Origin of the sequence: Streptomyces sp. SID5464 (assembly GCF_009862985.1) — a bacterium.
GTDB lineage: Bacteria > Actinomycetota > Actinomycetes > Streptomycetales > Streptomycetaceae > Streptomyces > Streptomyces chartreusis_D.
This window is the reverse complement of sequence record NZ_WWIQ01000071.1, coordinates 78,949-101,041: the sequence shown is the minus strand read 5'-3', so window position 1 is coordinate 101,041 and position 22,093 is coordinate 78,949. Positions and strand designations below refer to the sequence as shown.

19 protein-coding genes are annotated in these 22,093 nt (G+C 72.2%); 12 read left to right on the top strand and 7 right to left on the bottom strand.

Annotated features, from left to right (window positions below; translation table 11 throughout):
• Positions 1-189: 189 nt before the first annotated feature.
• Positions 190-2,574, bottom strand: a complete 2,385-nt coding sequence (locus GTY47_RS33140; RefSeq protein ID WP_010042888.1) for an Orn/Lys/Arg decarboxylase N-terminal domain-containing protein — start codon at positions 2,572-2,574, stop codon at positions 190-192.
• 284 nt (positions 2,575-2,858) lie between these two features.
• Here GTY47_RS33140 and GTY47_RS33135 point away from each other — a divergent pair, with 284 nt between their 5' ends.
• Complete coding sequence (locus tag GTY47_RS33135; RefSeq protein ID WP_010042885.1) at positions 2,859-3,236, top strand: hypothetical protein; 378 nt, start codon at positions 2,859-2,861, stop codon at positions 3,234-3,236.
• Positions 3,237-3,270: 34 nt separating this feature from the next.
• Entirely contained in the window at positions 3,271-4,467 is a 1,197-nt protein-coding gene (locus GTY47_RS33130) for an ABC transporter substrate-binding protein (RefSeq protein ID WP_029181384.1), read from the top strand.
• Here the strand turns inward: GTY47_RS33130 and GTY47_RS33125 are convergent.
• Entirely contained in the window at positions 4,451-6,757 is a 2,307-nt protein-coding gene (locus GTY47_RS33125) for an excinuclease ABC subunit UvrA (RefSeq protein WP_010042880.1), read from the bottom strand. The two genes, GTY47_RS33130 and GTY47_RS33125, sit on opposite strands and share 17 nt — an antisense overlap.
• 10 nt (positions 6,758-6,767) lie before the next feature.
• The gene (locus GTY47_RS33120; RefSeq protein WP_010042878.1) at positions 6,768-8,393 is read right to left on the bottom strand and encodes an ABC-F family ATP-binding cassette domain-containing protein; all 1,626 of its coding nucleotides are present in this window, start codon (positions 8,391-8,393) and stop codon (positions 6,768-6,770) included.
• Between the two features lie 298 nt (positions 8,394-8,691).
• Between GTY47_RS33120 and GTY47_RS33115 the strand changes: the two genes are divergently transcribed.
• Together GTY47_RS33115 and GTY47_RS33110 are read left to right on the top strand one after the other, a co-directional pair.
• Complete coding sequence (locus GTY47_RS33115; protein WP_010042876.1) at positions 8,692-9,345, top strand: GPP34 family phosphoprotein; 654 nt, start codon at positions 8,692-8,694, stop codon at positions 9,343-9,345.
• A gap of 61 nt (positions 9,346-9,406) precedes the next feature.
• On the top strand, positions 9,407-10,237 hold the full coding sequence (locus tag GTY47_RS33110; protein WP_010042874.1) for an isocitrate lyase/phosphoenolpyruvate mutase family protein: 831 nt from the start codon (positions 9,407-9,409) through the stop codon (positions 10,235-10,237).
• A 15-nt stretch (positions 10,238-10,252) separates the two neighbouring features.
• On the opposite strand, the gene GTY47_RS33105 is transcribed toward GTY47_RS33110, so the two are convergent.
• Complete coding sequence (locus GTY47_RS33105) at positions 10,253-10,669, bottom strand: SsgA family sporulation/cell division regulator (RefSeq protein WP_010042872.1); 417 nt, start codon at positions 10,667-10,669, stop codon at positions 10,253-10,255.
• A 251-nt stretch (positions 10,670-10,920) separates the two neighbouring features.
• On the opposite strand from GTY47_RS33105, the gene GTY47_RS33100 reads away from it, so the two are divergent.
• From GTY47_RS33100 to GTY47_RS33090, 3 genes are all read left to right on the top strand, one after another.
• On the top strand, positions 10,921-12,033 hold the full coding sequence (locus GTY47_RS33100; protein WP_324604461.1) for an oxidoreductase: 1,113 nt from the start codon (positions 10,921-10,923) through the stop codon (positions 12,031-12,033).
• Between the two features lie 70 nt (positions 12,034-12,103).
• The gene (locus GTY47_RS33095) at positions 12,104-12,427 is read left to right on the top strand and encodes a hypothetical protein (RefSeq protein WP_010042867.1); all 324 of its coding nucleotides are present in this window, start codon (positions 12,104-12,106) and stop codon (positions 12,425-12,427) included.
• A gap of 102 nt (positions 12,428-12,529) precedes the next feature.
• The gene (locus GTY47_RS33090; protein ID WP_010042865.1) at positions 12,530-13,222 is read left to right on the top strand and encodes an endonuclease V; all 693 of its coding nucleotides are present in this window, start codon (positions 12,530-12,532) and stop codon (positions 13,220-13,222) included.
• Here GTY47_RS33090 and GTY47_RS33085 read toward each other — a convergent pair.
• On the bottom strand, positions 13,210-13,404 hold the full coding sequence (locus GTY47_RS33085) for a hypothetical protein (RefSeq protein WP_010042863.1): 195 nt from the start codon (positions 13,402-13,404) through the stop codon (positions 13,210-13,212). The genes GTY47_RS33090 and GTY47_RS33085 overlap by 13 nt on opposite strands.
• Positions 13,405-13,583: 179 nt before the next feature.
• Here GTY47_RS33085 and GTY47_RS40500 point away from each other — a divergent pair, with 179 nt between their 5' ends.
• Positions 13,584-13,730, top strand: a complete 147-nt coding sequence (locus GTY47_RS40500; RefSeq protein ID WP_010042861.1) for a hypothetical protein — start codon at positions 13,584-13,586, stop codon at positions 13,728-13,730.
• 5 nt (positions 13,731-13,735) lie between these two features.
• On the opposite strand, the gene GTY47_RS33080 is transcribed toward GTY47_RS40500, so the two are convergent.
• Positions 13,736-14,914 carry a saccharopine dehydrogenase NADP-binding domain-containing protein gene (locus tag GTY47_RS33080; RefSeq protein WP_010042859.1) on the bottom strand — a complete coding sequence of 393 codons (1,179 nt, stop codon included), beginning with the start codon at positions 14,912-14,914 and terminating at the stop codon, positions 13,736-13,738.
• Positions 14,915-15,097: 183 nt separating this feature from the next.
• Between GTY47_RS33080 and GTY47_RS33075 the strand changes: the two genes are divergently transcribed.
• The 3 genes from GTY47_RS33075 to GTY47_RS33065 are packed head-to-tail and all read left to right on the top strand — an operon-like array spanning position 15,098 to position 19,683.
• Positions 15,098-16,243, top strand: a complete 1,146-nt coding sequence (locus GTY47_RS33075) for a CaiB/BaiF CoA-transferase family protein (RefSeq protein ID WP_029181383.1) — start codon at positions 15,098-15,100, stop codon at positions 16,241-16,243.
• 11 nt (positions 16,244-16,254) lie between these two features.
• On the top strand, positions 16,255-17,469 hold the full coding sequence (locus tag GTY47_RS33070) for an acetyl-CoA C-acetyltransferase (RefSeq protein WP_010042854.1): 1,215 nt from the start codon (positions 16,255-16,257) through the stop codon (positions 17,467-17,469).
• 33 nt (positions 17,470-17,502) lie between these two features.
• The gene (locus GTY47_RS33065; RefSeq protein WP_010042852.1) at positions 17,503-19,683 is read left to right on the top strand and encodes a 3-hydroxyacyl-CoA dehydrogenase NAD-binding domain-containing protein; all 2,181 of its coding nucleotides are present in this window, start codon (positions 17,503-17,505) and stop codon (positions 19,681-19,683) included.
• Here GTY47_RS33065 and GTY47_RS33060 read toward each other — a convergent pair.
• On the bottom strand, positions 19,675-20,385 hold the full coding sequence (locus GTY47_RS33060) for a MerR family transcriptional regulator (RefSeq protein WP_010042851.1): 711 nt from the start codon (positions 20,383-20,385) through the stop codon (positions 19,675-19,677). The two genes, GTY47_RS33065 and GTY47_RS33060, sit on opposite strands and share 9 nt — an antisense overlap.
• A gap of 220 nt (positions 20,386-20,605) precedes the next feature.
• On the opposite strand from GTY47_RS33060, the gene GTY47_RS33055 reads away from it, so the two are divergent.
• Positions 20,606-22,072, top strand: coding sequence for an amino acid permease (locus GTY47_RS33055; RefSeq protein WP_010042850.1), 1,467 nt, complete (start codon positions 20,606-20,608; stop codon positions 22,070-22,072).
• The last annotated feature ends 21 nt before the right edge of the window (positions 22,073-22,093 follow it).

Sequence of the window (22,093 nt, the reverse complement as noted above, 5' to 3'; positions counted from 1 at the left end):
GACGAGCGCCGATTCCAAGCCCGGTCCGCCGCCGACGCCGCCTGTGCCCGGCCCGGCCCGGGCCTGTGCCCGGCCGCTCCGTACGCCGCGCCGCCGGCGTGTCCGATGAGAGTCGTCGTGGGTCGGCAGGCCCGGCCGAGACTCGCGCCCGGCCGGGTATCAGAGCGTGAAGGCGTCGCTGCCCCGGGCTCACACCACCGGCTCGGCACCCTCCGGGGCGCTTCGCTGGGCCGGTGTCGTCGCGGTGTCGGCACGCTCGGGCGTGTCCGGGCGGAGGCATTCGATCTGGTAGTCGCCGGTGTCGGGGTCGCGGACCACCCCGTGGGTCTCGCTGCCGAAGCCGGGGAAGCGGCGGTCGAAGGACTCCAGCGCGGTCAGGTACCGCAACAGAGGACCGTCCGCGGCGCCGACGCTCTCGCCCGGCATGAGGACGGGGATGCCGGGCGGCGTGACCGTGACCATGGCCGCGGCGACCCGGCCGGGCGCGTCGGTGAGACGGATCCGCTCCGTGCCGCCGCGGATCAGGCGCTGGTAGCACAGCTGGGGCGGGACGACGGGCTCCGGCAACTCCCGGAAGGCGGTGTCGAGGAGCTCGACCAGACGGAGGTCGCGCAGATGGTCGTGCATCTCCTGGCACAGCTCGCGCAGGCTCCGCCCGGAGTAGCGCCGCGGATGCTCGGCGACCAGCGCGGGCAGCACCCGGTCCAGCGGCGCGCCACCGTCGTAGAGGTCCTTGAAGTCCATCAGGGCGTCCAGCAGCGTGCCCCACTTGCCCTTGGTGATGCCCATGGAGAACAGCACCAGCGTGGTGTAGCTGTCGGTCTTCTCCACGACGATGCTCCGCGTCCCCAGATACGCGGTGAGCACCCGCGCGGGAATGCCCCAGTCGGACACCTCACCCGCGGCGCTGATCCCCGGGCAGGTCAGGGTGACCTTGATCGGGTCGAGCATGCAGTAGCCGTCCGTCAGCCCCGGGAAGCCGTGCCAGTCCGCCCCGGGTCGGAGATGCCAGCAGGACGGTTCCGTCCGCAGCAGATCAGCCGGGGCCTCGTCGAAGGGCAGGCGCGCCCCGCTCTCCGGGTCGGTCACCTCGGCCGGCTGCCACACGCCGAAGAACCAGGGCGGCCGGTCCCCGGCGGCCTCGATCCGCCGCCCGATGCGCACCATCTCCTGGCGGAACCGCACCGCCTCGGTCACCGCCTCGTCGACCAGCCACTGCCCCTGCGGACCGTCCATCATCGCCGTGGCCACGTCCAGCGAGGCGATCATCGGGTACAGCGGCGACGTGGTGCCGTGCATCATCAGCGCCTCGTTGAACCGCTCGTGCTCCACCGGCGCCCTGGGCGCGGGTCGGACGTGCACCATCGCGCTCTGCGACAGCGCCGCCAGCAGCTTGTGCGTGGACTGCGTCGCGAAGACCGTCGGCCGGTCGGGCCCGGGGAAGCTCTCCTCGTCCACCGACATGCCGTAGCGCCCGGCGTACAACGGGTGGAAGCGGGCGTAGGCGAACCACGCCTCGTCGAAGTGCACCCGGGGCGTGCCGGCGGAGAAGGCCCGGGCCGCCGCCACCGCGTCGCAACACAGCCCGTCGTACGTGGAGTTGGTGAACACCGCGTACTGCGCGCGCGCTGACACGGCGTCCCTCGTCAGCGGACTCGCGGCGATCCGTGCCGCCACCGAGTCCGCCGCGATCTCGGCCGGCGGCAGCGGTCCGGCGAGGCCGTAGCCGTTGCGGGTGGGGACCAGGTACACCGGCCGGGCGCCGGAGACGACCAGACCGTGCAGGACCGACTTGTGGCAGTTGCGGTCCACCAGGGCGATCTCGTCGCGGGTGACGCTGAAGTGGCCGACCAGACGGTTGCAGGTGGAGTCGCCGTGCAGCACGAAATACGTGTGCTCGGAGCCGAAGACCCGTGCGGCGTTGCGCTCGGCCTCGCCGATGGGCCCGGTGTGCTCGAACAGTGAGCCGAGCTCCTCGACCGAGATCGACAGGTCGCTGCGCAGCAGCCGCTCCCCGAAGTAGTCGTGGAACGCCCGGCCCACGGGCGACTTCAGGAAGGCGACACCGCCCGAGTGCGCGGGGGTGTGCCACGAGTACTCGTGCGCGTCGTCGAAACGGCGCAGCGCCTTGAAGAACGGCGGCAGCAGGGCGTCCTGGTAGCCGCGAGCGGCGGTGGTGATCCGCCCCGCGATGAACGCCGGCGTGTCCTCCAGCGGCCACACGTAACCCACCACCGACTGCGACACCCACAACGGCAGATCGCGCAGCCCCTCGTCCGCCATGACCAGGAACACCGGCAGGTTCTGGAAGCGGCGCCCGATCCTGCGCAGCACCGCCGCACCTCCCGGTTCACCGTCGGCCCCCGGCCCCGGCGGAAGATCCCAGGCGACCACGGCGGCGGCGAGACCGGCCTCGGTCCTGAGCACCGCCTCGGCGTCGGCGACGCTCACCACCCACCGGACCCGTAAGCCGCGCCCCTGGATCGCCTCGGCGATCCTCGCCAGCTGCCCGGCGGCCGCACCCCCGTCCTCCGGACGCTCCGCCACCGCCACCAGAACCGTGCTGTCGGTCATCTCGCCCCCTCCGGTGGCCCCGCGCCACCTCCGCACCCCAGTGTTCGCGGGCCCGCACGCCTGATCGGCCGACGGGGTGTCAAACCACCCCATCGGTCCATGACCCGGGCCGGACCTTGACGTGTCAACGCCCCCACGACCGGCGTCCCTTCGGAGTACCTGATCAACCGTCTTGCAGATGATTCACCTGGCCGCAGCCCGTGCCGATCTCCCGAGGCGTCGTTGGACGAAGTGATCCCGGCCGAACCGGCCAGGACCGAACCAGCGGAAGGAAACCGACAGAGATGTACGGCACGCGGCGTATCGCGGTGGTGGCCTCGATCGTGGGGATGCTGATGGCTGTTCCCGCCGGAATGGCCACGGCCCATGCCGGGGACGGCGACGCGGGGGCGGGCGGTGTGCTGTCCAACCTCTCCGGCAGGAACTCCTCCGGCCACGCCAACCTCTGCGGCACGGGCAAGGTGGCGCTGTTCAAGGAGCGCACCTGTGTGGCCGAGGACGACGGCAAGGGCGGCGGGGACCAGGCCGGCCCCAGCGGCGGCGTCCTGTCCAACCTGCTCTTCGCCCGGAACGCCTCGGGCCACAGCAACAACTGCGGCAACGTGACGGTGGCGGTGTTCAGCAAGACCACCTGCGTGACCAAGGACCGCTCCGGTCGCTGACGGCCGCACCGACTCAGTGAAGAGAGGGGCCTCGATGTCGTCGACTTCCTTGTGCGTGGGCGTGGTGGCGCCGCTGACGGGTCGACTGGCCCCTCTCGGGTCACCGTTGTCGTACGCGCTGCGCAGGCTGGCGCCCCGGCTCGCGCGCATCCGCAACGGCGGCCGCCGCTACGAGGTGACCGTCGCCGTGCGCGACAGCCGCTCGGATCCCGACGCGGCCCGGCAGGCCGTTCGGGACCTGGCCGGCGCCGACGGCGCGAACCTCGTGCTCACCATGGCCGGGACCCGGGTGCTGCCCGCCGTCACCGACGCCTGTGAGGAGGCCGGGGTCCCCTGTGTGTCGACCACGTTCCCCTGGCAGGCGTACGTCGACGCGCGCGGTGCCGAGCCGGGGCACCGCTTCCGGTGGACGTACCACTTCGCCTGGGGACTGGACGACATCGCCGCCGTCTTCGCCGACCTGTGGGAGCGCGTCGACGACTCGGGCGCCGTCGGCTGCCTGTGGAACGACGACCTGCAAGGGCGGCTGCTGCGGCACGACCGGTACGGCTTCGCGCCGGTGACCTCCCCGCGCGGGCACACCCTGGTCGACCTCGGCGCCTACCGGGAACCGTCCGACGGATTCCCCGCACAGGTCGGACGGCTGCGGGAGCACGGTGCCGGCCTCGTCACCAGCGCCGCCACCGCCACCGACCTCGCCCTCTTCCACCGCCAGGCCCGTAAGGCGGGGCTGCGTCCGCGGCTGATCACCTGCTCGCGCTGGCTGACGTACCCGCACACGCACACCACCCCCGCCCCCGACGTCCACGGCGAACTGGCCGACGCGCGCGTGGCCACCCTCGTCTACTGGAGTCCGGGCCACCCCTACCGCTCCGGCCTGGACGGCACCACCTGCGCCGAACTCGCCCACGCCTACCGGCAGGACACCGGTGCCGGCTGGCTCCAGCCCCTCGGCCTCGCCCACGCCCTGGTGGAGACCGCCCACCACGCCCTCACCGTCGCGGCCGATCCCACCGACCGGGCGTCCGTCGCGCAGGCCCTCGCCGGCACGAGCCTCGACACCATCGCCGGCACCCTCGACTGGACCCGCGGACCGGCCCCGAACATCGCCCTGCTGCCGCTGGTCGGCGGGCAGTGGCAGCACGGCCCGGACGGCCCGCTCCTCGCCGTCGTCAGCAACACGGCGCTCCCGGGCGTCCCGCTCACCGGTGAGCTCACCCCGGCACGGTGACGGCCGATGCCGCCACGGCCCGCCGCAGGTGCTCCGCGGTGAACGAGCCCGGCGCGTCCAGGAGTTGTCGCGGCGTCCCCTCGAACACGATCTCGCCGCCGTCCCGGCCGCCGTCCGGGCCGAGGTCGATCACCCAGTCGGCCCGGGCGACCACGTCCAGGTTGTGCTCCACGACGACGACCGTGTTGCCCGTGTCGACCAGCCGGTCCAGCAGGGCGACGAGTCCCTCCACGTCCGCCATGTGCAGCCCGGTCGTCGGTTCGTCGAGCACGTAGACCGCGCCCGTCCTGTGCAGCCGCGTGGCCAGCTTGATGCGCTGCCGCTCCCCGCCGGAGAGCGTGGAGAGGGGCTGGCCGAGCGTCAGATACGTCAGTCCGACGTCCCGCAGGGTGCGCAGCCGGCGCCGTACGCCCGTGTCGTCGAAGAAGCCGAGGGCCTGCTCGGCCGTCATCTCGAGGATGTCGGCGATGGAGCTGCCGTTCACGGTCAGCCGCAGTACCTCCTCCTTGAAGCGCCGCCCCTCGCAGTCGTGGCAGGTCGTCGTCACCGGGTCCATGAAGGCGAGGTCGGTGTAGATGATGCCCCGGCCCTCGCAGGTGCCGCAGGCGCCGCCGGAGTTGAAGCTGAAGAGGCCCGCCTCGGCCCCCGTCTCGCGGGCGAAGATCTTCCGTACGGTGTCCATGATCCCCAGGTAGGTCGCCGGAGTGGACCGTCCCGAGATCCCGATCGACGACTGGTCGACGACCACGGCGTCGGGGTGCGCGGCGGTGAACTCCCCGACCAGGGTGCTCTTCCCCGACCCCGCCACCCCGGTCACGGCGGTGAGCACACCGGCCGGGAACCGCACGGTCACGTCGCGCAGGTTGTGCCGGTCGGCGCCCTTGACCCACAGCTCGCCGTCGGCCTGCCGTACCTGTTCCTTGACCACCGTACGGCGGCGCAGACAGCGCCCGGTGAGGGTGTCCGAGACGGCCAGTTCGGCCGGTGTGCCCTCGAACACCACGCGGCCGCCCTCGGAGCCGGCGCCCGGCCCCATGTCGACGACGTGGTCGGCCAGCGCGATGACGTCCGGGTCGTGCTCGACGACCAGCACGGTGTTGCCCTTGTCGCGCAGCCGCAGCAGCAGATCGCCGAGGCGGCCCACGTCGCGCGGGTGCAGGCCGACGCTCGGCTCGTCGAAGATGTACGTCATCCCGGTCAGGCTGGAGCCGAGGTGCCGCACCGTCTTCAGCCGCTGCCCCTCCCCGCCGCTGAGGGTCGCCGTCTCCCGGTCGAGGCTGAGATAGCCGAGGCCGATCGCCTCGACGCGCTCCAGCGCGGCCACGGCCGCCCGCGCGATCGGCCCGGCCACCGGGTCGTCGATCTCCTTCAGTACGGCGATCAGGTCCGTGATCTGCATCCGAGTGCAGTCGGCGATGTTCCGGCCGCCGATCCGGGTGGCGAGCGCCGCCGCGTTGAGCCGGGCTCCCCGGCAGACCGGGCAGGCGCCCTCCACCAGGAAGTCCCGCACCAGGTCGCGGGTCTTCTGGCTCATGGCCGACAGGTCCCGCTTCAGGTAAAGCCGCTCGAAGCGGTCGGCCAGCCCCTCGTAGTCGGTGGTCCAGGTGCCGCCGCTGCCGTTGACGGTGACCTTGCTGCCGGGCCGTCCCCGCATCAGGAACTCGCGCTCGGCGGCGGTGAACCGCCCCACCGGCTTGTCCGGGTCCAGGTCGGCGCTGTTGGTGTACGCCTGGCCCTGCCAGGTGCTCGCGGCGAACGGCGGGAAGCGGACCGCCCCGTCCGCGAGGGAGCGGTCCGGATCCAGGATGCGGTCCCAGTCGGGCCGTACCGTCCGGCCCAGGCCGTCGCACTCGGGGCACATGCCCGACGGGTCGTTGAACGAGTACGCGGTCGCCGGTCCGGCGCTCGGGGTGCCGTGCCGGGAGAACAGCACCCGGATCACCGAGTAGATGTCCGTCATGGTGCCGACGGTCGACCGGGAGTGGCCGCCGACCGGCCGCTGGTCGACGACGATCGCGGGGGAGAGGTCCTCCAGGCCGTCCGCGTGCGGCCGCTCGTACTTGGGCAGCCGGTTGCGGACGAACCACGGGTACGTCTCGTTCAGCTGGCGTTGCGACTCCACCGCGATCGTGTCGAAGACGACGGACGACTTCCCCGACCCCGAAACGCCGGTGAACACGGTCAGCCGGCCTTTCGGGATGCGGAGGGTGACGTCCTTGAGGTTGTTCTCGCGGGCTCCGGTCAGGGTGATGACATCGTGGCGGGTGACATCGTGCGTGAAGTCGGTCATGCCACCGACGCTAGGCGGAAAACCCGACAGCCTCTGGCGTGATTTCCTTCAGTTCCCCGTCCTCCAGCAGCAGCCAGCGCGTGATGCCGATCGACTCCAGGAACGGCAGGTCGTGACTGGCCACGATCAGCGCCCCCTCGTACGACTCCAGGGCCGTGGTCAGCTGCCGCACGCTCGCCATGTCCAGGTTGTTGGTCGGTTCGTCCAGCATGAGCAGCTGCGGCGCGGGCTCGGCCAGCATCAGCGCGGCCAGTGCCGCCCGGAAGCGTTCGCCGCCGGACAGCGTCGCCGCCTTCTGGTCGGCCCGGGCACCCCGGAACAGGAAGCGGGCCAGCCGCGCCCGCACCCGGTTGTTGGTGGCGCCGGGCGCGAACCGGGCCACGTTCTCGGCCACGGTCAGCTCGCCGTCGAGGACGTCGAGCCGCTGCGGCAGGAACCGCAGCGGGACGTGTGCCGTCACCTCCCCCGACTCCGGAGCGAGCTCCCCGGTGATCGTGCGCAGCAGTGTCGTCTTGCCCGCGCCGTTGCGCCCGATCAGCGCGACCCGCTCGGGTCCGCGCAGGTCGAAACCGCCGTCCACGCGGGCGCCGTACCGGAGCCGGAGATCGAGGAGGGTCAGGACGTTGCGGCCCGGCGGCACGGCCGTGTACGGCAGGTCGACACGGATCTCGTCGTCGTCCCGTACGGCCTCCGCCGCCTCGTCCAGCCGCTCCCTGGCCTCGGCGAGCTTCTCCTCGTGCATGATCCGGTGCTTGCCCGCGGACTCCTGCGCCGCGCGCTTGCGCGCCCCCATGACGATCTTCGGCTCACGCTTCTGGTCCCACATCTTCTGCCCGTACCTCTTGCGGCGGGCCAGCTTCATCTGGGCGTCGGCCAGTTCGCGCTTCTGCTTGCGGAAGTCGGCCTCGGCGACGCGCACCATGCGCTCGGCCGCGTCCTGTTCGATCGCGAGGGCCTCCTCGTAGTCGGAGTAGTTGCCGCCGTACCAGGTGATCTCGCCGGAGCGCAGATCCGCGATCTGGTCGACGAGGTCCAGCAGTTCCCGGTCGTGGCTGACGACGACCATCACGCCCGGCCAGGACTCGACGGCCGCGTACAGCCGCCTGCGGGCGTACAGGTCGAGGTTGTTGGTCGGCTCGTCGAGCAGCAGTACGTCGGGCCGGCGCAGCAGCAGCGACGCCAGCCGCAGCAGCACCGACTCGCCGCCCGACACCTCGCCGATCGTGCGGTCCAACCCGACGTGGCCCAGGCCGAGTTCGCCGAGGGTGGCCAGGGCGCGCTCCTCCACGTCCCAGTCGTCGCCGACGGTCTCGAAGTGCGCCTCGGAGACGTCGCCCGCCTCGATGGCGTGCAGGGCGGCCCGCCGGTCGGCGATGCCGAGCGCCTCGTCGACGCGCAGGGTGGTGTCGAGCGTGACGTTCTGCGGGAGGTAACCGACCTCGCCGGCCACGCGTACGGTGCCGTCGGCCGGGGCGAGTTCACCGGCGATCAGCTTCAGCAGGGTGGATTTCCCCGACCCGTTGACGCCGACCAGGCCGGTCCGGCCCGGGCCGAAGGCCACGTCGAGGCCCTCGAAGACGGGGGTGCCGTCGGGCCAGGTGAAGGCGAGGGAGGTGACGGTGATGGAAGTAGGCATGCGGGCCTCTTTCGCGGTTGCTTGATGCGGTCAGGGGCAAACGCGTATCGAGACACCTGCGACCAGGGAGGAGGGCTCCAGGGGGCAGAGATGAAGCCCTGTACCGGAGGACGGCTCGAACGCCGAGGTCGCACGCAGCGCACACACCAGACATGGGTGACGCGGTGTCTCAGGACCTCAGACGAGCAACGTCCTTCTCCAATCGGCGGCAACAGGACGCTGTACAACGTACGAGGGGGCGTCGGGGCTGTCAACGAATTAACGTGAGACCCGATCTCCCCGCCCGAGGAGGCCCCCCGTGCCCGACGGCCCGCTCTCGCTGCCGGCCCGGCTCTGCCTGCTGGCCTGGGACCCCGCGCGGCCGGCCGGCACCGGCAGCGCCCACCTGTCCGGCCCGGTGCGGGCCGGTGCCCTCACCGAGTTGGCCCGGCACGGCCTGCTCGTCGACGAGGACGGCATCGCCACGCCGGTCGACCTGGACTCCCGCACCGGTGACGCGGTCCTCGACGGGCTTCTGGAGCTCGTCCGCGAGTCGTGCCCGCACCCCTGGCGGACCTGGGTGACGCTGCGGTCGCGGGTGACCCTCGACGCGGTGCGGGCGCAGCTGGTGGCCGAGGGGTATCTGCGGGCGGAGAAGAAGCGGGTCCTCGGGGTGTTCCCGTCCGTGGAGTACGCGCTGGAGCGCGTCGCCGCCGTGGAGGCGCTGCGGGAGGAGACGCGTGGGATCCTCCGGGGCCCGCTGCCGGTCGCCGGCGTCTCCGAGCGGGACGCGGCCGTGGCGACGCTGGCCGCCTCGGCGGAACTGCTCCCCGGAGAGGACGTCCGCGCCCACGAGCAGCGCGTGCGCGAGCTGGCGGAGCGTGGGGTGTGGTCGGTGCCCGGGCTCGGGGAGATCGTCCGCGAGATCCGTACGGCACTGGCCGCGACGGTGACGGCAACCGCTCTGCCCTGACCCACGTCCACGTCGGATTCCTGCCGGCCACGGCCCGTCAGCCGCTGGTTGAGTTGCCCGCATGACGAACCAGACCGACCGAGCCCTGGCCTTCCGTGCCCTGCACATCCCCGGATCCCCGCTGGTCCTGCCCAATGCCTGGGACGCGGTGAGCGCCCGCCTCGTCGAGGACGCCGGTGCCGCAGCGGTGGCGACGACCAGCGCCGGGCTCGTCTGGGCGCTCGGCGCGCCGGACGGCGAGCGGGTGGACCGCCCCACGGCCCTCGCCGCCGTCGCCCGCATCGCCGAGGCCGTGACCGTCCCCGTGACGGCGGACATCGAAAGCGGCTACGCCGAGGACACCGAGGGCCTCGCCGGCACCGTCCGCGCCGTTATCGCCGCAGGAGCGGTGGGCGTGAACATCGAGGACGCGCGCTACGGCGCCGGAACGGGCGGTCCGCTGCGGGACGTCGGCGAGCAGGCCGAGCGAATCGCCGCCGTCCGTGAGGCGTCCGACGCGGCGGGCGTGCCGTTGTTCGTCAACGCCCGGACGGACACCTTCCTGAGCGGCGTCGGGGGAGTCGACCTCACCCTGGAACGGGCCGCCGCCTTCCGCGCCGCCGGTGCCGACGGGATCTTCGTCCCCGGGGCCGTCGACCCGGGGATCGTCAAGGAGCTGGCGGACGGCGTCGACGGGCCGCTGAACGTCATGGCCGGACCCGGCGCACCGACGGTCGCCGAACTGGCCGCCCTGGGCGCCGCCCGGGTCAGCGTGGGCTCGGGCATCGCCCAGGCCGCCCACGCCCTGGTCCGCCGGGCCGCGCGGGAGCTGCTGGACACGGGGACGTACCGGTCACTGGCGGACGGACTCGACTACGGCGAGGTCAACGCCCTGCTGGAGCGGGAACGTTAGCCCGGCCCGCGCAGCTCAGCACGCGTCCCGCATCAGCTCCGCCAGGTCGTGGTCCAGATCCAGCTGGAGGTGCTCCAGGCCGACCGGCACCAGCTCGCTCGTGGCCTCCAGGAACCGGCGCACCTCGCCGGAGCGGACGTGCACCACGGCGGTGCCCTCGGGGGCGTGGAACTCCAGCACCGTGCGGTCGTACCCGTACGGCCGCACCCGCACGTCGCCGTGGCCCTCGGCGTTCCTGAGGCCCGCGGCGAGCAGCTCGCGGGAGAAGGTCCAGCAGACCTCGACACCCTCCAGCGTGGCCGGGGCGGGGAAGGTCATACGGACGGCGAACGGATCACGCCGGTCGTAGTGGAGCGTCGCGGGAATGCTCGGCATACGCGGCGCGGCGGCGACGAGGCGGGCCTCCACGGGCTGCTCGATGACGATGGACAACGCCTTGCTCCCTTGTGACGGCTGGACGGGACACTTCCGGGCGGATGAGGCCGGGCACTGGAAGAGACGACGGAATCAGCCAATCCGTGCACACGAAGTGCGAGTGACCTCTGTCACCGCGTTCATGCACGGGAGTGACGAGGCTCTCCTCGTGTGCCCCGCACGGCACTTGTCGCGCCCACCGGAACACCCCCCGGGCCCGGGCGACGCCATCTGGACGGCGCCGGGGTGGCGGGCTAGCTTCGCCAGCCATGAGGCGCTTGGGGAGCACGCGACGGACGGGACGGACACGGAGCAGGGCGACCGGAGTGGCGGCGGGCGCGGCAGCACTGGCCGCACTCGCGGCCCTGACCGCCGTGCCGGCGCAGGCGCACGAGCCGGAGCGCCGGATGCCGCACTGGGAGCTCAAGGACACCGGCACTCCGGACGTACGGTTCCGCGGCCTGGCCGCCGTCAGCCGGAACACCGCCTGGCTCGCCGGGACCGGCGGCACCGTCCTGCGCACCACCGACGGCGGCGCCACCTGGCGGAACGTCTCGCCCCCGGGCGCGGCGGAGTTGCAGTTCCGGGACGTCGAGGCGTTCGACGCGCGCCGGGCCGTGGTCCTGGCCATCGGCGAGGGCGAGGCGTCCCGCGTGTACCGCACCGACGACGGCGGGATGACCTGGACGGAGTCCTTCCGCAACACCGACCCGAAGGCCTTCTACGACTGCCTGACCTTCTTCGACCACCGCCACGGCCTCGCGATGAGCGACCCGGTGGACGGAAAGTTCCGCATCCTGTCGACCCGCGACGGCGGCAGCACCTGGGAGGTGCTGCCGGACGAGGGCATGCCGGCCGCGCAGGAGGGCGAGGCCGGGTTCGCCGCGAGCGGCCAGTGCCTGGTCGCCTCCGGGCCGAAGGACGTCTGGCTCGCCACGGGCGGGGCCGCGCACGCGCGCGTGCTGCACTCCGCCGACCGGGGACACACCTGGACGGCCACCGCCACGCCCCTCCCGGCGGGCGACCCGGCCCGCGGCGTCTTCGCGCTGGCCTTCCGCGACCGCACCCACGGTCTCGCCGTCGGCGGCGACTTCACCCCCGGCCGGCCCTCACCGAACGCCGCCGCGCACACCGGCGACGGCGGCCGCACCTGGCGCACCGCCGCCACGCCCCCGCCCGCCTACCGCTCCGGCGTCGCCTGGCTCCCGCACAGCCGCACCGCCGCCCTCGCCGTCGGACCCACCGGCACGGACCTCACCACGGACGGCGGCCGCACCTGGCGCACGGTCGACACCGGCTCCTACGACACCGTCGACTGCACCCCGGACCATGGGTGCTGGGCGGCCGGCGAGAAGGGGCGGGTTGCCCGCCTGGAGCATTGAGCGCGCGGTATGCCCTGATTGTTGGCAGTGTGGGTACTCGTTCACTGAAGGCGAAAGGAAGTGAGCGGTCATGCCACGCGGTTCGAGCTCCAAGCGGGAGCGCCAGTACGAGCACATCAAGAAGAGCGCGCAGGACCGGGGCGAGAGCACCGGCCGCGCCAAGGAAATCGCCTCGCGGACGGTGAACAAGGAACGCGCCCGCTCCGGCGAGTCGAAGACGGCCAGCCGCACCTCGACCAAGGACATGTCGTCCGGCAAGCGCGGCGGACAGCGGTCGGGCCAGGGCTCCCAGGGCCCCACCTACGACCAGCTGTACCAGGAGGCCAAGCGCCGCGGCGTCGAGGGCCGTTCCAACATGAACAAGAGCCAGCTCCAGCGCGCGCTGGGCAAGTGAGCGGCACGCCCTCGAGGCCGGCGGGACCCGCGAGTCCCGCCGGCCTCGCGCTGCCCACGGGCTCGGCATCCGAAAGGATCAGCCCATAGGCTCAGGGGCACCATGACGACCGTACGCATCCCCGAGGACTGGCCCGCCACCGAGGAACAGGCTCGCGCCGTCCAGGACGAACTGCGCGAGCGCGTGATCCTCGACGAACCGGGGCCGCCGCCCGGAACGGGCCGTGTGACGGGGGTCGACGTCGCCTACGACGACGAGCGCGATGTCGTCGCGGCGGCCGCGGTCGTCCTGGACGCGGCGACCCTCGACATCGTCGCCGAGGCCACGGCGGTGGGCCGGGTCTCCTTCCCCTACGTGCCCGGGCTGCTCGCCTTCCGGGAGCTCCCCACGGTCCTCGCCGCCCTCGACGCCCTGCCCTGCCCGCCCGGCCTGGTGGTCTGCGACGGCTACGGCCTCGCCCACCCCCGCCGCTTCGGCCTCGCCGCCCACCTCGGCGTCCTGACCGGCCTGCCCACGATCGGCGTCGCCAAGAACCCCTTCACCTTCACCTACGACGACCCGGACGCCCCACGCGGCAGTACCTCCGCGCTGCTCGCCGGCTCCGAGGAGGTCGGCCGCGCCCTGCGCACGCGCGACGGCGTCAAGCCGGTCTTCGTCTCCGTCGGCCACCGTGTGACCCTCGCGAACGCCTGCGCCCACACCCTCGCGCTGACCCCCGAGTACCGCCTCCCGGAGACCACGCGCCGGGCGGACGCGCTGTGCCGGAAGGCGCTGCGGGAGACCTACTCCGCCTGATCGGTCACGCTCCAGCGGCCCACCTCGCGGTACTCCGAGTCGTAGATCACCGACCCGTCCCCGGGGCCGAGCGCGTAGTGGCGCAGATTGCCGCCCCAGTACCTGAGGATCCGGCCCAGCTCGCCCGCCGGGTCCTCGGCCAACGCCGCGTCGTCCATGCGGACTTCGAGAAGGAATTTCATGCCTTCAATGGTTTCATTGAACTCCTTGTTGGCACTTTTCGAGCTGCCATCAGGAGCGGAGGGCGGAAAGTCTCAAACCGAGGGGCGGGTCCGCGGGGAACGGGGCGGCAGATCTGAGTACCGGCTCTGAGTACCTGTACGGATGCCTGGCCCCCGCCTCCGTCGGCAGGCTGGGGCACATGACAACGCACCGCGCACCCAAGCCTGTTGCCGGCCCGACCCAGACCGTCGAGCGGGCCGTCACCATAGGGCTGATCCTCGCCGTGCTGGCGGGGCTCGGCTGGATCGCCGGGATGATCTACACCATCGCCGAGTGGCCGCTGTAGGACCCTCAGCGGGTCGACGCGACGCGGAAGCGGATGCCCGCCGCACGCAGCCGGCCGATCAGCGCGTCGCCCATCGCCACTGCCGTGGTGACCTGACCCGCCGTCTTCGGAAGGTCGTCGAAGGCCAGGCACAGTGCCGACTCGGCGAGCATCTTCGCCGTCTCGTCGTAGCCGGGATCGCCGCCCGAGACCTCCGTGTACACCCGCCGGCCGCCGCCCTCGCCCACGAAGCGCAGGGAGAACCAGCTCTTCGCCCGCTTCTCGGGGCCCGGCCCGTCCCCGGGCTTGAGCCGGCCGGACAACCAGCGCCGCGCCGGCGGCACCTGGGCCGCCGCCACCAGGGCGCCGACGGCCGCGACACCGCCCACCGCGACGGGCAGGTGCCGGACGGCCGCGTACTGCCGGTAGCGGAAGTCGGGTCCGTACCGGTCGAGGGCCGACGCCGAACGCCGCACGATCTGCGGGTCGATCGTCGGCATCGGCAGCGCCCACGCGCCGACCTCCTTGGCGAACCGCGGCGCACCCGCCGGCGCGGACGCCCGCCGGCCCACCAGCCGCGGCTCGTGCCGCCGCCGGTCCCGCGCGGCCGCCGCCATCTCCCGCTGCCGCGCGAACTGGTTGAGGGCGGAGGCGAAGGTCCCGCCCGAGAACGCCGCGTCTGCGGTCACGAAGCCCTCCACGGTCAGCGGCACCTCCTCCGGGAGCTGCTGCACGGTGAAGTACACGCCCAGGTCGTGCGGGATCGAGTCGAAGCCGGCGGCGTGCACCAGCCGGGCCCCGGTCTCCCGCGCGCGGGCGTCGTGCTTCACGTACGTCAGGTCCACGAACTCGGGTTCGCCGCAGAGGTCGAGGTAGTCGGTCCCGGTGTCCGCGCAGGCGGCGACGAGTGCCTCGCCGTACGTCACGTACGGGCCGACCGTCGTGGCCACCACGCGCGCGTGCTCGGCGAGGGCGCGCACCGAGGCCGGGTCGGAGACGTCCGCCCGCAGCACCCCGACCTCCGCGCCGCCGGGCAGCCGCTCCCGCAGCCGCTCCAGCTTCTCCGCGCTGCGGCCCGCGACCGCCCACCGCAGCCCGTCGGGCGCGTGGGCGGCGAGGTACTCCGCGGTGAGCGCCCCGGCGAAACTCGTGGCTCCGAAGAGCACGATGTCGTACGGACGGTCCGTCGTTTTCAGCCTGCTCATGACACCCCTCGGTCGTGCAGCCCGTGCCGCTGTCGGTGGCCGAGGCTAGCGTGAGGAGTGCGGCACCCGACGACGAGCCCCGGCAGATTGCTAAGCGCTTGCTCGTTCAGCTCTTGTGCCGAGTGGAACGTGTTCTTAGCATCGCTGGTGTTACATCAGTTGTGTCACAGCACTGGGGGCTGGATGGCCACGGCAAGGACGCCAGGACAGGGCCCGCTCACCGGCGTGCGCGTCGTCGAGCTGGCCGGCATCGGGCCCGGCCCGTTCGCCGCCATGCTCCTGGCCGACCTCGGCGCCGACGTCGTGCGCGTGGACCGCCCCGGCGGCCCCGGCCTCGCGATCGACCCGGCGTACGACGTCACCAACCGCAACAAGCGCTCGGTGGTCGTCGACCTGAAGTCCCCGGACGGCCCCGCCCGTGTGCTCGACCTCGCCGCGCGCGCCGACATCCTGGTCGAGGGCTACCGCCCCGGGGTCGCCGAGCGGCTCGGCGTCGGCCCCGAGCCCTGCCACGCCCGCAATCCGTCCCTCGTCTACGGCCGGATGACCGGCTGGGGCCAGGACGGCCCGCTCGCCGACCGCGCCGGGCACGACATCGCGTACATCGCCCCCACCGGCACGCTCGGCATGATCGGCCGCCCCGACGAGCCGCCGGCGGTCCCGGCCAACCTGCTCGGCGACTACGCGGGCGGCTCCCTCTACCTCGTCGTGGGCGTCCTCGCCGCCCTGCACCACGCGCGCGCGACCGGCACCGGCCAGGTCGTCGACGCCGCCATCGTCGACGGCGTGTCCCACCTCGCCACGATGATCCACGGCATGCTCGCCGCCGGCGGCTGGCAGGACCGGCGCGGCGTCAACCTCCTGGACGGCGGCTGCCCGTACTACGGCACGTACGAGACGGCCGACGGGAGGTACATCGCCGTCGGCGCCCTGGAGCCCCGGTTCTACGAGGAGTTCCTCGCCCTCCTCGGCATCGATGACCAGGCCGCCGCCCGCAAGGACGTCACCCGATGGGGTGAGCTGCGCGAACGGGTCGCCGCCCGCTTCAAGAGCCGGACCAGGGACGAGTGGACGGCCGTCTTCGACGGCACCGACGCGTGCGTGGCGCCCGTGCTGTCACTGCGCGAGGCCCCGCACCACCCGCACCTGGCCGCCCGCGGCACCTTCACCGACCACGGCGGCATCACCCAGCCCGCCCCGGCCCCCCGCTTCTCCGCGACCCCGACCTCCGTCCGCACCGGCCCGGCCCGGCCGGGCGCCGACACGGCGGACGTCGCCCGGGACTGGGACGTCCCCGGGCTCCTACCGTCGTCCCGCAACCCTCAGTGAAAGGCCTCCTCGTGAGCACCGAAGCGTATGTGTACGACGCGATCCGCACTCCGCGCGGGCGCGGCAAGGCCAATGGCGCCCTGCACGGAACCAAGCCCATCGACCTGGTCGTCGGACTCATCCACGAGATCCGCGCCCGCTTCCCCGGTCTCGACCCGGCCGCCGTCGACGACATCGTGCTCGGCGTCGTCGGCCCGGTCGGCGACCAGGGCTCCGACATCGCCCGGATCGCCGCCATCGCCGCGGGACTGCCCGACACGGTGGCCGGGGTCCAGGAGAACCGCTTCTGTGCCTCGGGTCTGGAGGCCGTCAACCTGGCCGCCGCCAAGGTCCGTTCCGGCTGGGAGGACCTCGTCCTCGCGGGCGGCGTCGAGTCGATGTCCCGGGTGCCGATGGCCTCCGACGGCGGCGCCTGGTTCAACGACCCGATGACCAACCTCCAGGTCAACTTCGTGCCGCAGGGCATCGGTGCCGACCTGATCGCCACCATCGAGGGCTTCTCACGGCGGGACGTCGACGAGTACGCGGCCCTCTCCCAGGAGCGAGCGGCCACCGCCTGGAAGGAGGGCCGCTTCGAGAAGTCCGTCGTCCCGGTGAAGGACCGCAGCGGCCTCGTCGTCCTCGACCACGACGAGCACATGCGCCCCGGCACGACCGCCGACTCCCTGGCCAAGCTGAAGCCGTCCTTCGCGGACATCGGCGAACTCGGCGGCTTCGACGCGGTCGCGCTCCAGCAGTACCACTGGGTGGAGAAGATCGACCACGTCCACCACGCGGGCAACTCCTCGGGCATCGTCGACGGCGCCTCGCTCGTCGCGATCGGCTCCAAGGAGGTCGGCGAACGCTACGGACTCACGCCCCGCGCGCGGATCGTCGCCGCCGCCGTGTCCGGCTCCGAGCCCACCATCATGCTCACCGGCCCCGCCCCCGCCACCCGCAAGGCCCTCGCCAAGGCCGAGCTGACCATCGACGACATCGACCTCGTCGAGATCAACGAGGCGTTCGCGGCGGTCGTGCTGCGCTTCGTGCGGGACATGGGCCTGTCCCTGGACAAGGTCAACGTCAACGGCGGCGCGATCGCGCTCGGCCACCCCCTCGGCGCGACCGGCGCGATGATCCTCGGCACCCTCGTCGACGAACTCGAGCGCCAGGACAAGCGCTACGGCCTCGCCACGCTGTGCGTCGGCGGCGGCATGGGCGTCGCGACCATCGTCGAGCGCATCTGACCCCCTCCCGACGGATCACACGGAGCACTCCACATGAGCACTGAGTCCACCACCATCCGCTGGGAACAGGACCGCACCGGCCTCGTCACCCTCGTCATCGACGACCCGAACCAGTCCGCGAACACCATGAACCAGGCGTTCCGCGACTCGCTCGCCGCCGTCACCGACCGCCTGGAGGCCGAACAGGACTCCATCCGGGGCGTCATCATCACCTCCGCGAAGAAGACCTTCTTCGCCGGCGGCGACCTGCGCGACCTGATCCGCGTCACCCCCGAGACGGCCCAGGAGCTGTTCGACGGCGGCATGGCGATCAAGCGGAACCTGCGCCGCATCGAGACCCTCGGCAAGCCCGTCGTCGCCGCCCTCAACGGCGCGGCCCTCGGAGGCGGTTACGAGATCGCCCTGGCCTGCCACCACCGCATCGCCCTCGACGCGCCCGGCTCCAAGATCGGCTGCCCCGAGGTCACCCTCGGCCTGCTGCCCGGAGGCGGCGGCGTCGTGCGCACCGTCCGTCTGCTCGGCATCGCCGACGCCCTGCTGAAGGTACTCCTCCAGGGCACCCAGTACAGCCCGCGCCGCGCCCTGGAGAACGGCCTCGTCGACGACGTGGCCACCACCCAGGAGGAGCTCCTCGAAAAGGCCCGCGCCTTCATCGACGCCAACCCCGAGTCGCAGCAGCCCTGGGACAAGCCGGGGTACAAGATCCCGGGCGGCACCCCGGCCAACCCCAAGTTCGCGGCGAACCTGCCCGCCTTCCCGGCCACCCTGCGCAAGCAGACGAACGGCGCCCCCTACCCGGCCCCGCGGAGCATCCTCGCCGCGGCCGTCGAGGGCTCCCAGGTCGACTTCGAGACCGCCCAGGTCATCGAGGCCCGCTACTTCGTGGAACTCGCGGCCGGGCAGACGTCGAAGAACATGATCCAGGCCTTCTTCTTCGACCTCCAGGCCGTCAACTCCGGCGCCAACCGCCCCCAGGGCATCGAGCCCCGCCAGGTCCGCAAGGTCGCCGTCCTCGGCGCCGGGATGATGGGCGCCGGCATCGCCTACTCCTGTGCGCGCGCCGGCATCGACGTCGTCCTGAAGGACGTCTCCCTGGAGGCGGCCCTCAAGGGCAAGGGCTACTCCGAGAAGCTGTGCGCCAAGGCCGTGGCCAAGGGCCGTACGACGCAGGAGAAGGCGGACGCGCTGCTCGCCCGCATCACGCCCACCGCCGAGGTGCAGGACCTGGCCGGCTGCGACGCCGTCATCGAGGCCGTCTTCGAGGACACGTCCCTCAAGCACAAGGTCTTCCAGGAGATCCAGGACGTCGTCGCCCCCGACGCGTTGCTGTGCTCCAACACCTCCACGCTGCCCATCACCGCCCTCGCCGAGGGCGTCGAGCGCCAGGCCGACTTCATCGGACTGCACTTCTTCTCGCCGGTCGACAAGATGCCGCTCGTCGAGATCATCAAGGGCGAGCGCACGGGGCAGGAGGCCCTGGCCCGCGCCTTCGACCTGGTCCGGCAGATCAACAAGACGCCGATCGTCGTCAACGACTCGCGCGGCTTCTTCACCTCCCGCGTCATCGGACACTTCATCAACGAGGGCGTCGCCATGGTCGGCGAGGGCATCGAGCCCGCGTCCGTCGAACAGGCCGCCGCGCAGGCGGGCTACCCGGCCAAGGTGCTGTCCCTGATGGACGAGCTGACGCTGACGCTGCCCCGCAAGATCCGGAGCGAGACGAAGCGCGCCGTGGAGGAGGCGGGCGGCACCTGGACGGCCCACCCCGCCGAGGCCGTCGTCGACCGCATGGTCGACGAGTTCGGCCGCACGGGCCGCAGCGGCGGCGCCGGCTTCTACGACTACGGGGAGGACGGCAAGCGCACCGGACTGTGGCCGGGCCTGCGCGAGCACTTCACGAAGCCCGGGTACCGGATCCCGTTCGAGGACATGCAGGAGCGAATGCTGTTCTCCGAGGCGCTGGACACCGTCCGGCTGCTGGAGGAGGGCGTCCTGACCTCCGTCGCCGACGCCAACATCGGCTCCGTCTTCGGCATCGGCTTCCCGGGCTGGACCGGTGGTGTGCTCCAGTACATCAACGGCTACGAGGGCGGACTGCCCGGCTTCGTGGCACGCGCGCGGGAACTCGCCGAGCGCTACGGCGACCGGTTCACGCCGCCCGCGCTGCTGGTGGAGAAGGCGGCGCAGGGGGAGCGGTTCAGCGACTCAGCCTGACTCTCGCGGTGGCTCGGTGAGCCACTCGCCCAGCTCTTCCTTCAGCGACCGCTGAAAGGCGGTGAGGAGCGCCTGCACCACCAAGGGGTGCATGTGCGCCGACAGGGACCGCACGTCCCGCGCGTCACGCTCCGCCACCTCGCCGCGGAAGAGCTGGGAGAGTTCGCGGGCCGCGGCGCGCGCGTGTTCGATGAGGACCTTGCGCGCCGCGAAGATCGCCTCCTGGGAGAGCGGCACGTCCAGCAGCCCGGCGCCCAGCCGGAGCAGACCGAGGTCGGCCTCGTACCCGTCGTCCGCGGGCCGGACCACACCCATCGCCACGAGCCGCTCGACGTCCTCGTCGCCGAGCGGCCGCCCGGAGCGCCGCTCCAGCTCCTCCCGCGTGACCGTCTCGACGGTGTCCGGCGCCCAGGAGGCCACCACCGCCCGGTGAACGGCGAGGTCGCGCGCGCTCAGGTCCGGCGGCAACCGGCGCAGATAGCGCTCGATGCCCGCCAGCGTCATGCCCTGCTGCTGCAACTCCTCGATCAGCGCCAGGCGGGCCAGGTGCTCCCGCCCGTAGTGCCCCACGCGCCGGGGACCGAGCACGGGCGGCGGCAGCAGCCCCTTCGTGCCGTAGAAACGGACCGTACGCACCGTGACACCGGCCCGGGCGGCCAGTTCGTCGATCGTGAGGGTCGGTTCCCCGGTGTCGGTCGTCATGTGCAGCAGTATCGCTGTCTCACCAGTGCTGTGAAACCTCCGGGGGCGGAGGGGACGACGGTGTGAGAAGTAGCGCTCTGTGACGTACGCCACCGCGTGAGCCGCGTACGGCGGGGGAAGGTGGGCCCTTGGTCTGTGCCTTTACAGAGGGCGCAGACCTTATGTACGTCCGGACAGCCGAGCGCGACCCGCTCGGGCGCACCAGAGAGTGGATCCACCCGTGAGCAAGGACGCCGTGAACACGGCAGCAGCCGCATCCCGCAGCGACGCGGCACAGGTGCCCGCGGACGCGGGCGACGCCGGCTACAGCAAGGACCTCAAGGCCCGCCACGTCAACATGATCGCCATCGGCGGGGCCATCGGCACCGGCCTCTTCCTCGGCGCCGGCGGCCGCCTCCACAACGCGGGCCCGGCGCTGGCGATCGCCTACCTGGTCTGCGGCATCTTCGCCTTCTTCGTGGTCAGAGCCCTCGGCGAGCTCGTCCTCTACCGCCCCTCGTCGGGTTCCTTCGTGTCCTACGCGCGCGAGTTCCTGGGCGAGAAGGGCGCCTACGTCGCCGGCTGGATGTACTTCCTGAACTGGTCGACCACCGGCATCGCCGACATCACCGCGATCGCGCTCTACACGCACTACTGGAGCCTGTTCACCGACATCCCGCAGTGGGTGCTCGCGCTGGCCGCCCTCGCGGTCGTGCTGGCCGTGAACCTGATCTCCGTGAAGATCTTCGGCGAGATGGAGTTCTGGTTCGCGATCATCAAGGTCGCGACGCTCGTCGGCTTCATGTTCATCGGCATCTTCCTGCTCGCCACGCAAGCCGAGGTGGGCGGCCAGACCCCGGGCCTGGGCGTGATCACCGACCACGGCGGCGTCTTCCCGCACGGCATGATGCCCGTCGTCCTCGTCATGCAGGGCGTGATCTTCGCGTACGCCGCGCTGGAGCTGGTCGGTGTCGCCGCGGGCGAGACCGCCGAGCCGGAGAAGGTCGTCCCGCGCGCGGTGAACTCGATCATGTGGCGGGTCGGCCTCTTCTACGTCGGTTCGGTCGTCCTCCTCGCCCTCCTGCTCCCCGGCTCGGTCTACTCGGCCGACCAGAGCCCCTTCGTCACGGTCCTGTCGAAGATCGGCGTCCCGGCGGCGGGCGACGTGATGAACCTGGTCGTCCTGACGGCCGCGATGTCCTCGCTGAACTCGGGCCTGTACTCCACGGGCCGCATCCTGCGCTCGATGGCGATGGCCGGCTCCGCGCCCAAGTTCACCGCCCGCATGAACCGCAGCCAGGTCCCCTACGGCGGCATCCTGCTGACCTGCGCGGTGTGCGTGCTCGGCGTCGGCCTGAACTTCCTCGTGCCGGCCCAGGCCTTCGAGATCGTGCTGAACGTCGCCTCGCTCGGCATCATCAGCACCTGGGTGATCATCATGATCTGCCACCTGGTCTTCGTCCGCCGCGCCAGGGCGGGCCTGGTCGCCCGGCCCTCCTTCCGCCTCCCCGGCAGCCCGGTCACGGAGATCACCACGATCGCCTTCCTGCTGGCCTGCCTCGGCATGATGTGGAACGACCCCGAGGTCGGCCGCAAGACGCTCCTGCTCATCCCGGTGATCGCGGCCATGCTGGTCGCGGGCTGGTTCGGCATCCGCCGCCGGGTGTCGCAGACGGCCGACCGGGAGCTGTCGCAGCTCACGAAGTAGCAGGCCAGGGCCACTGTCAGT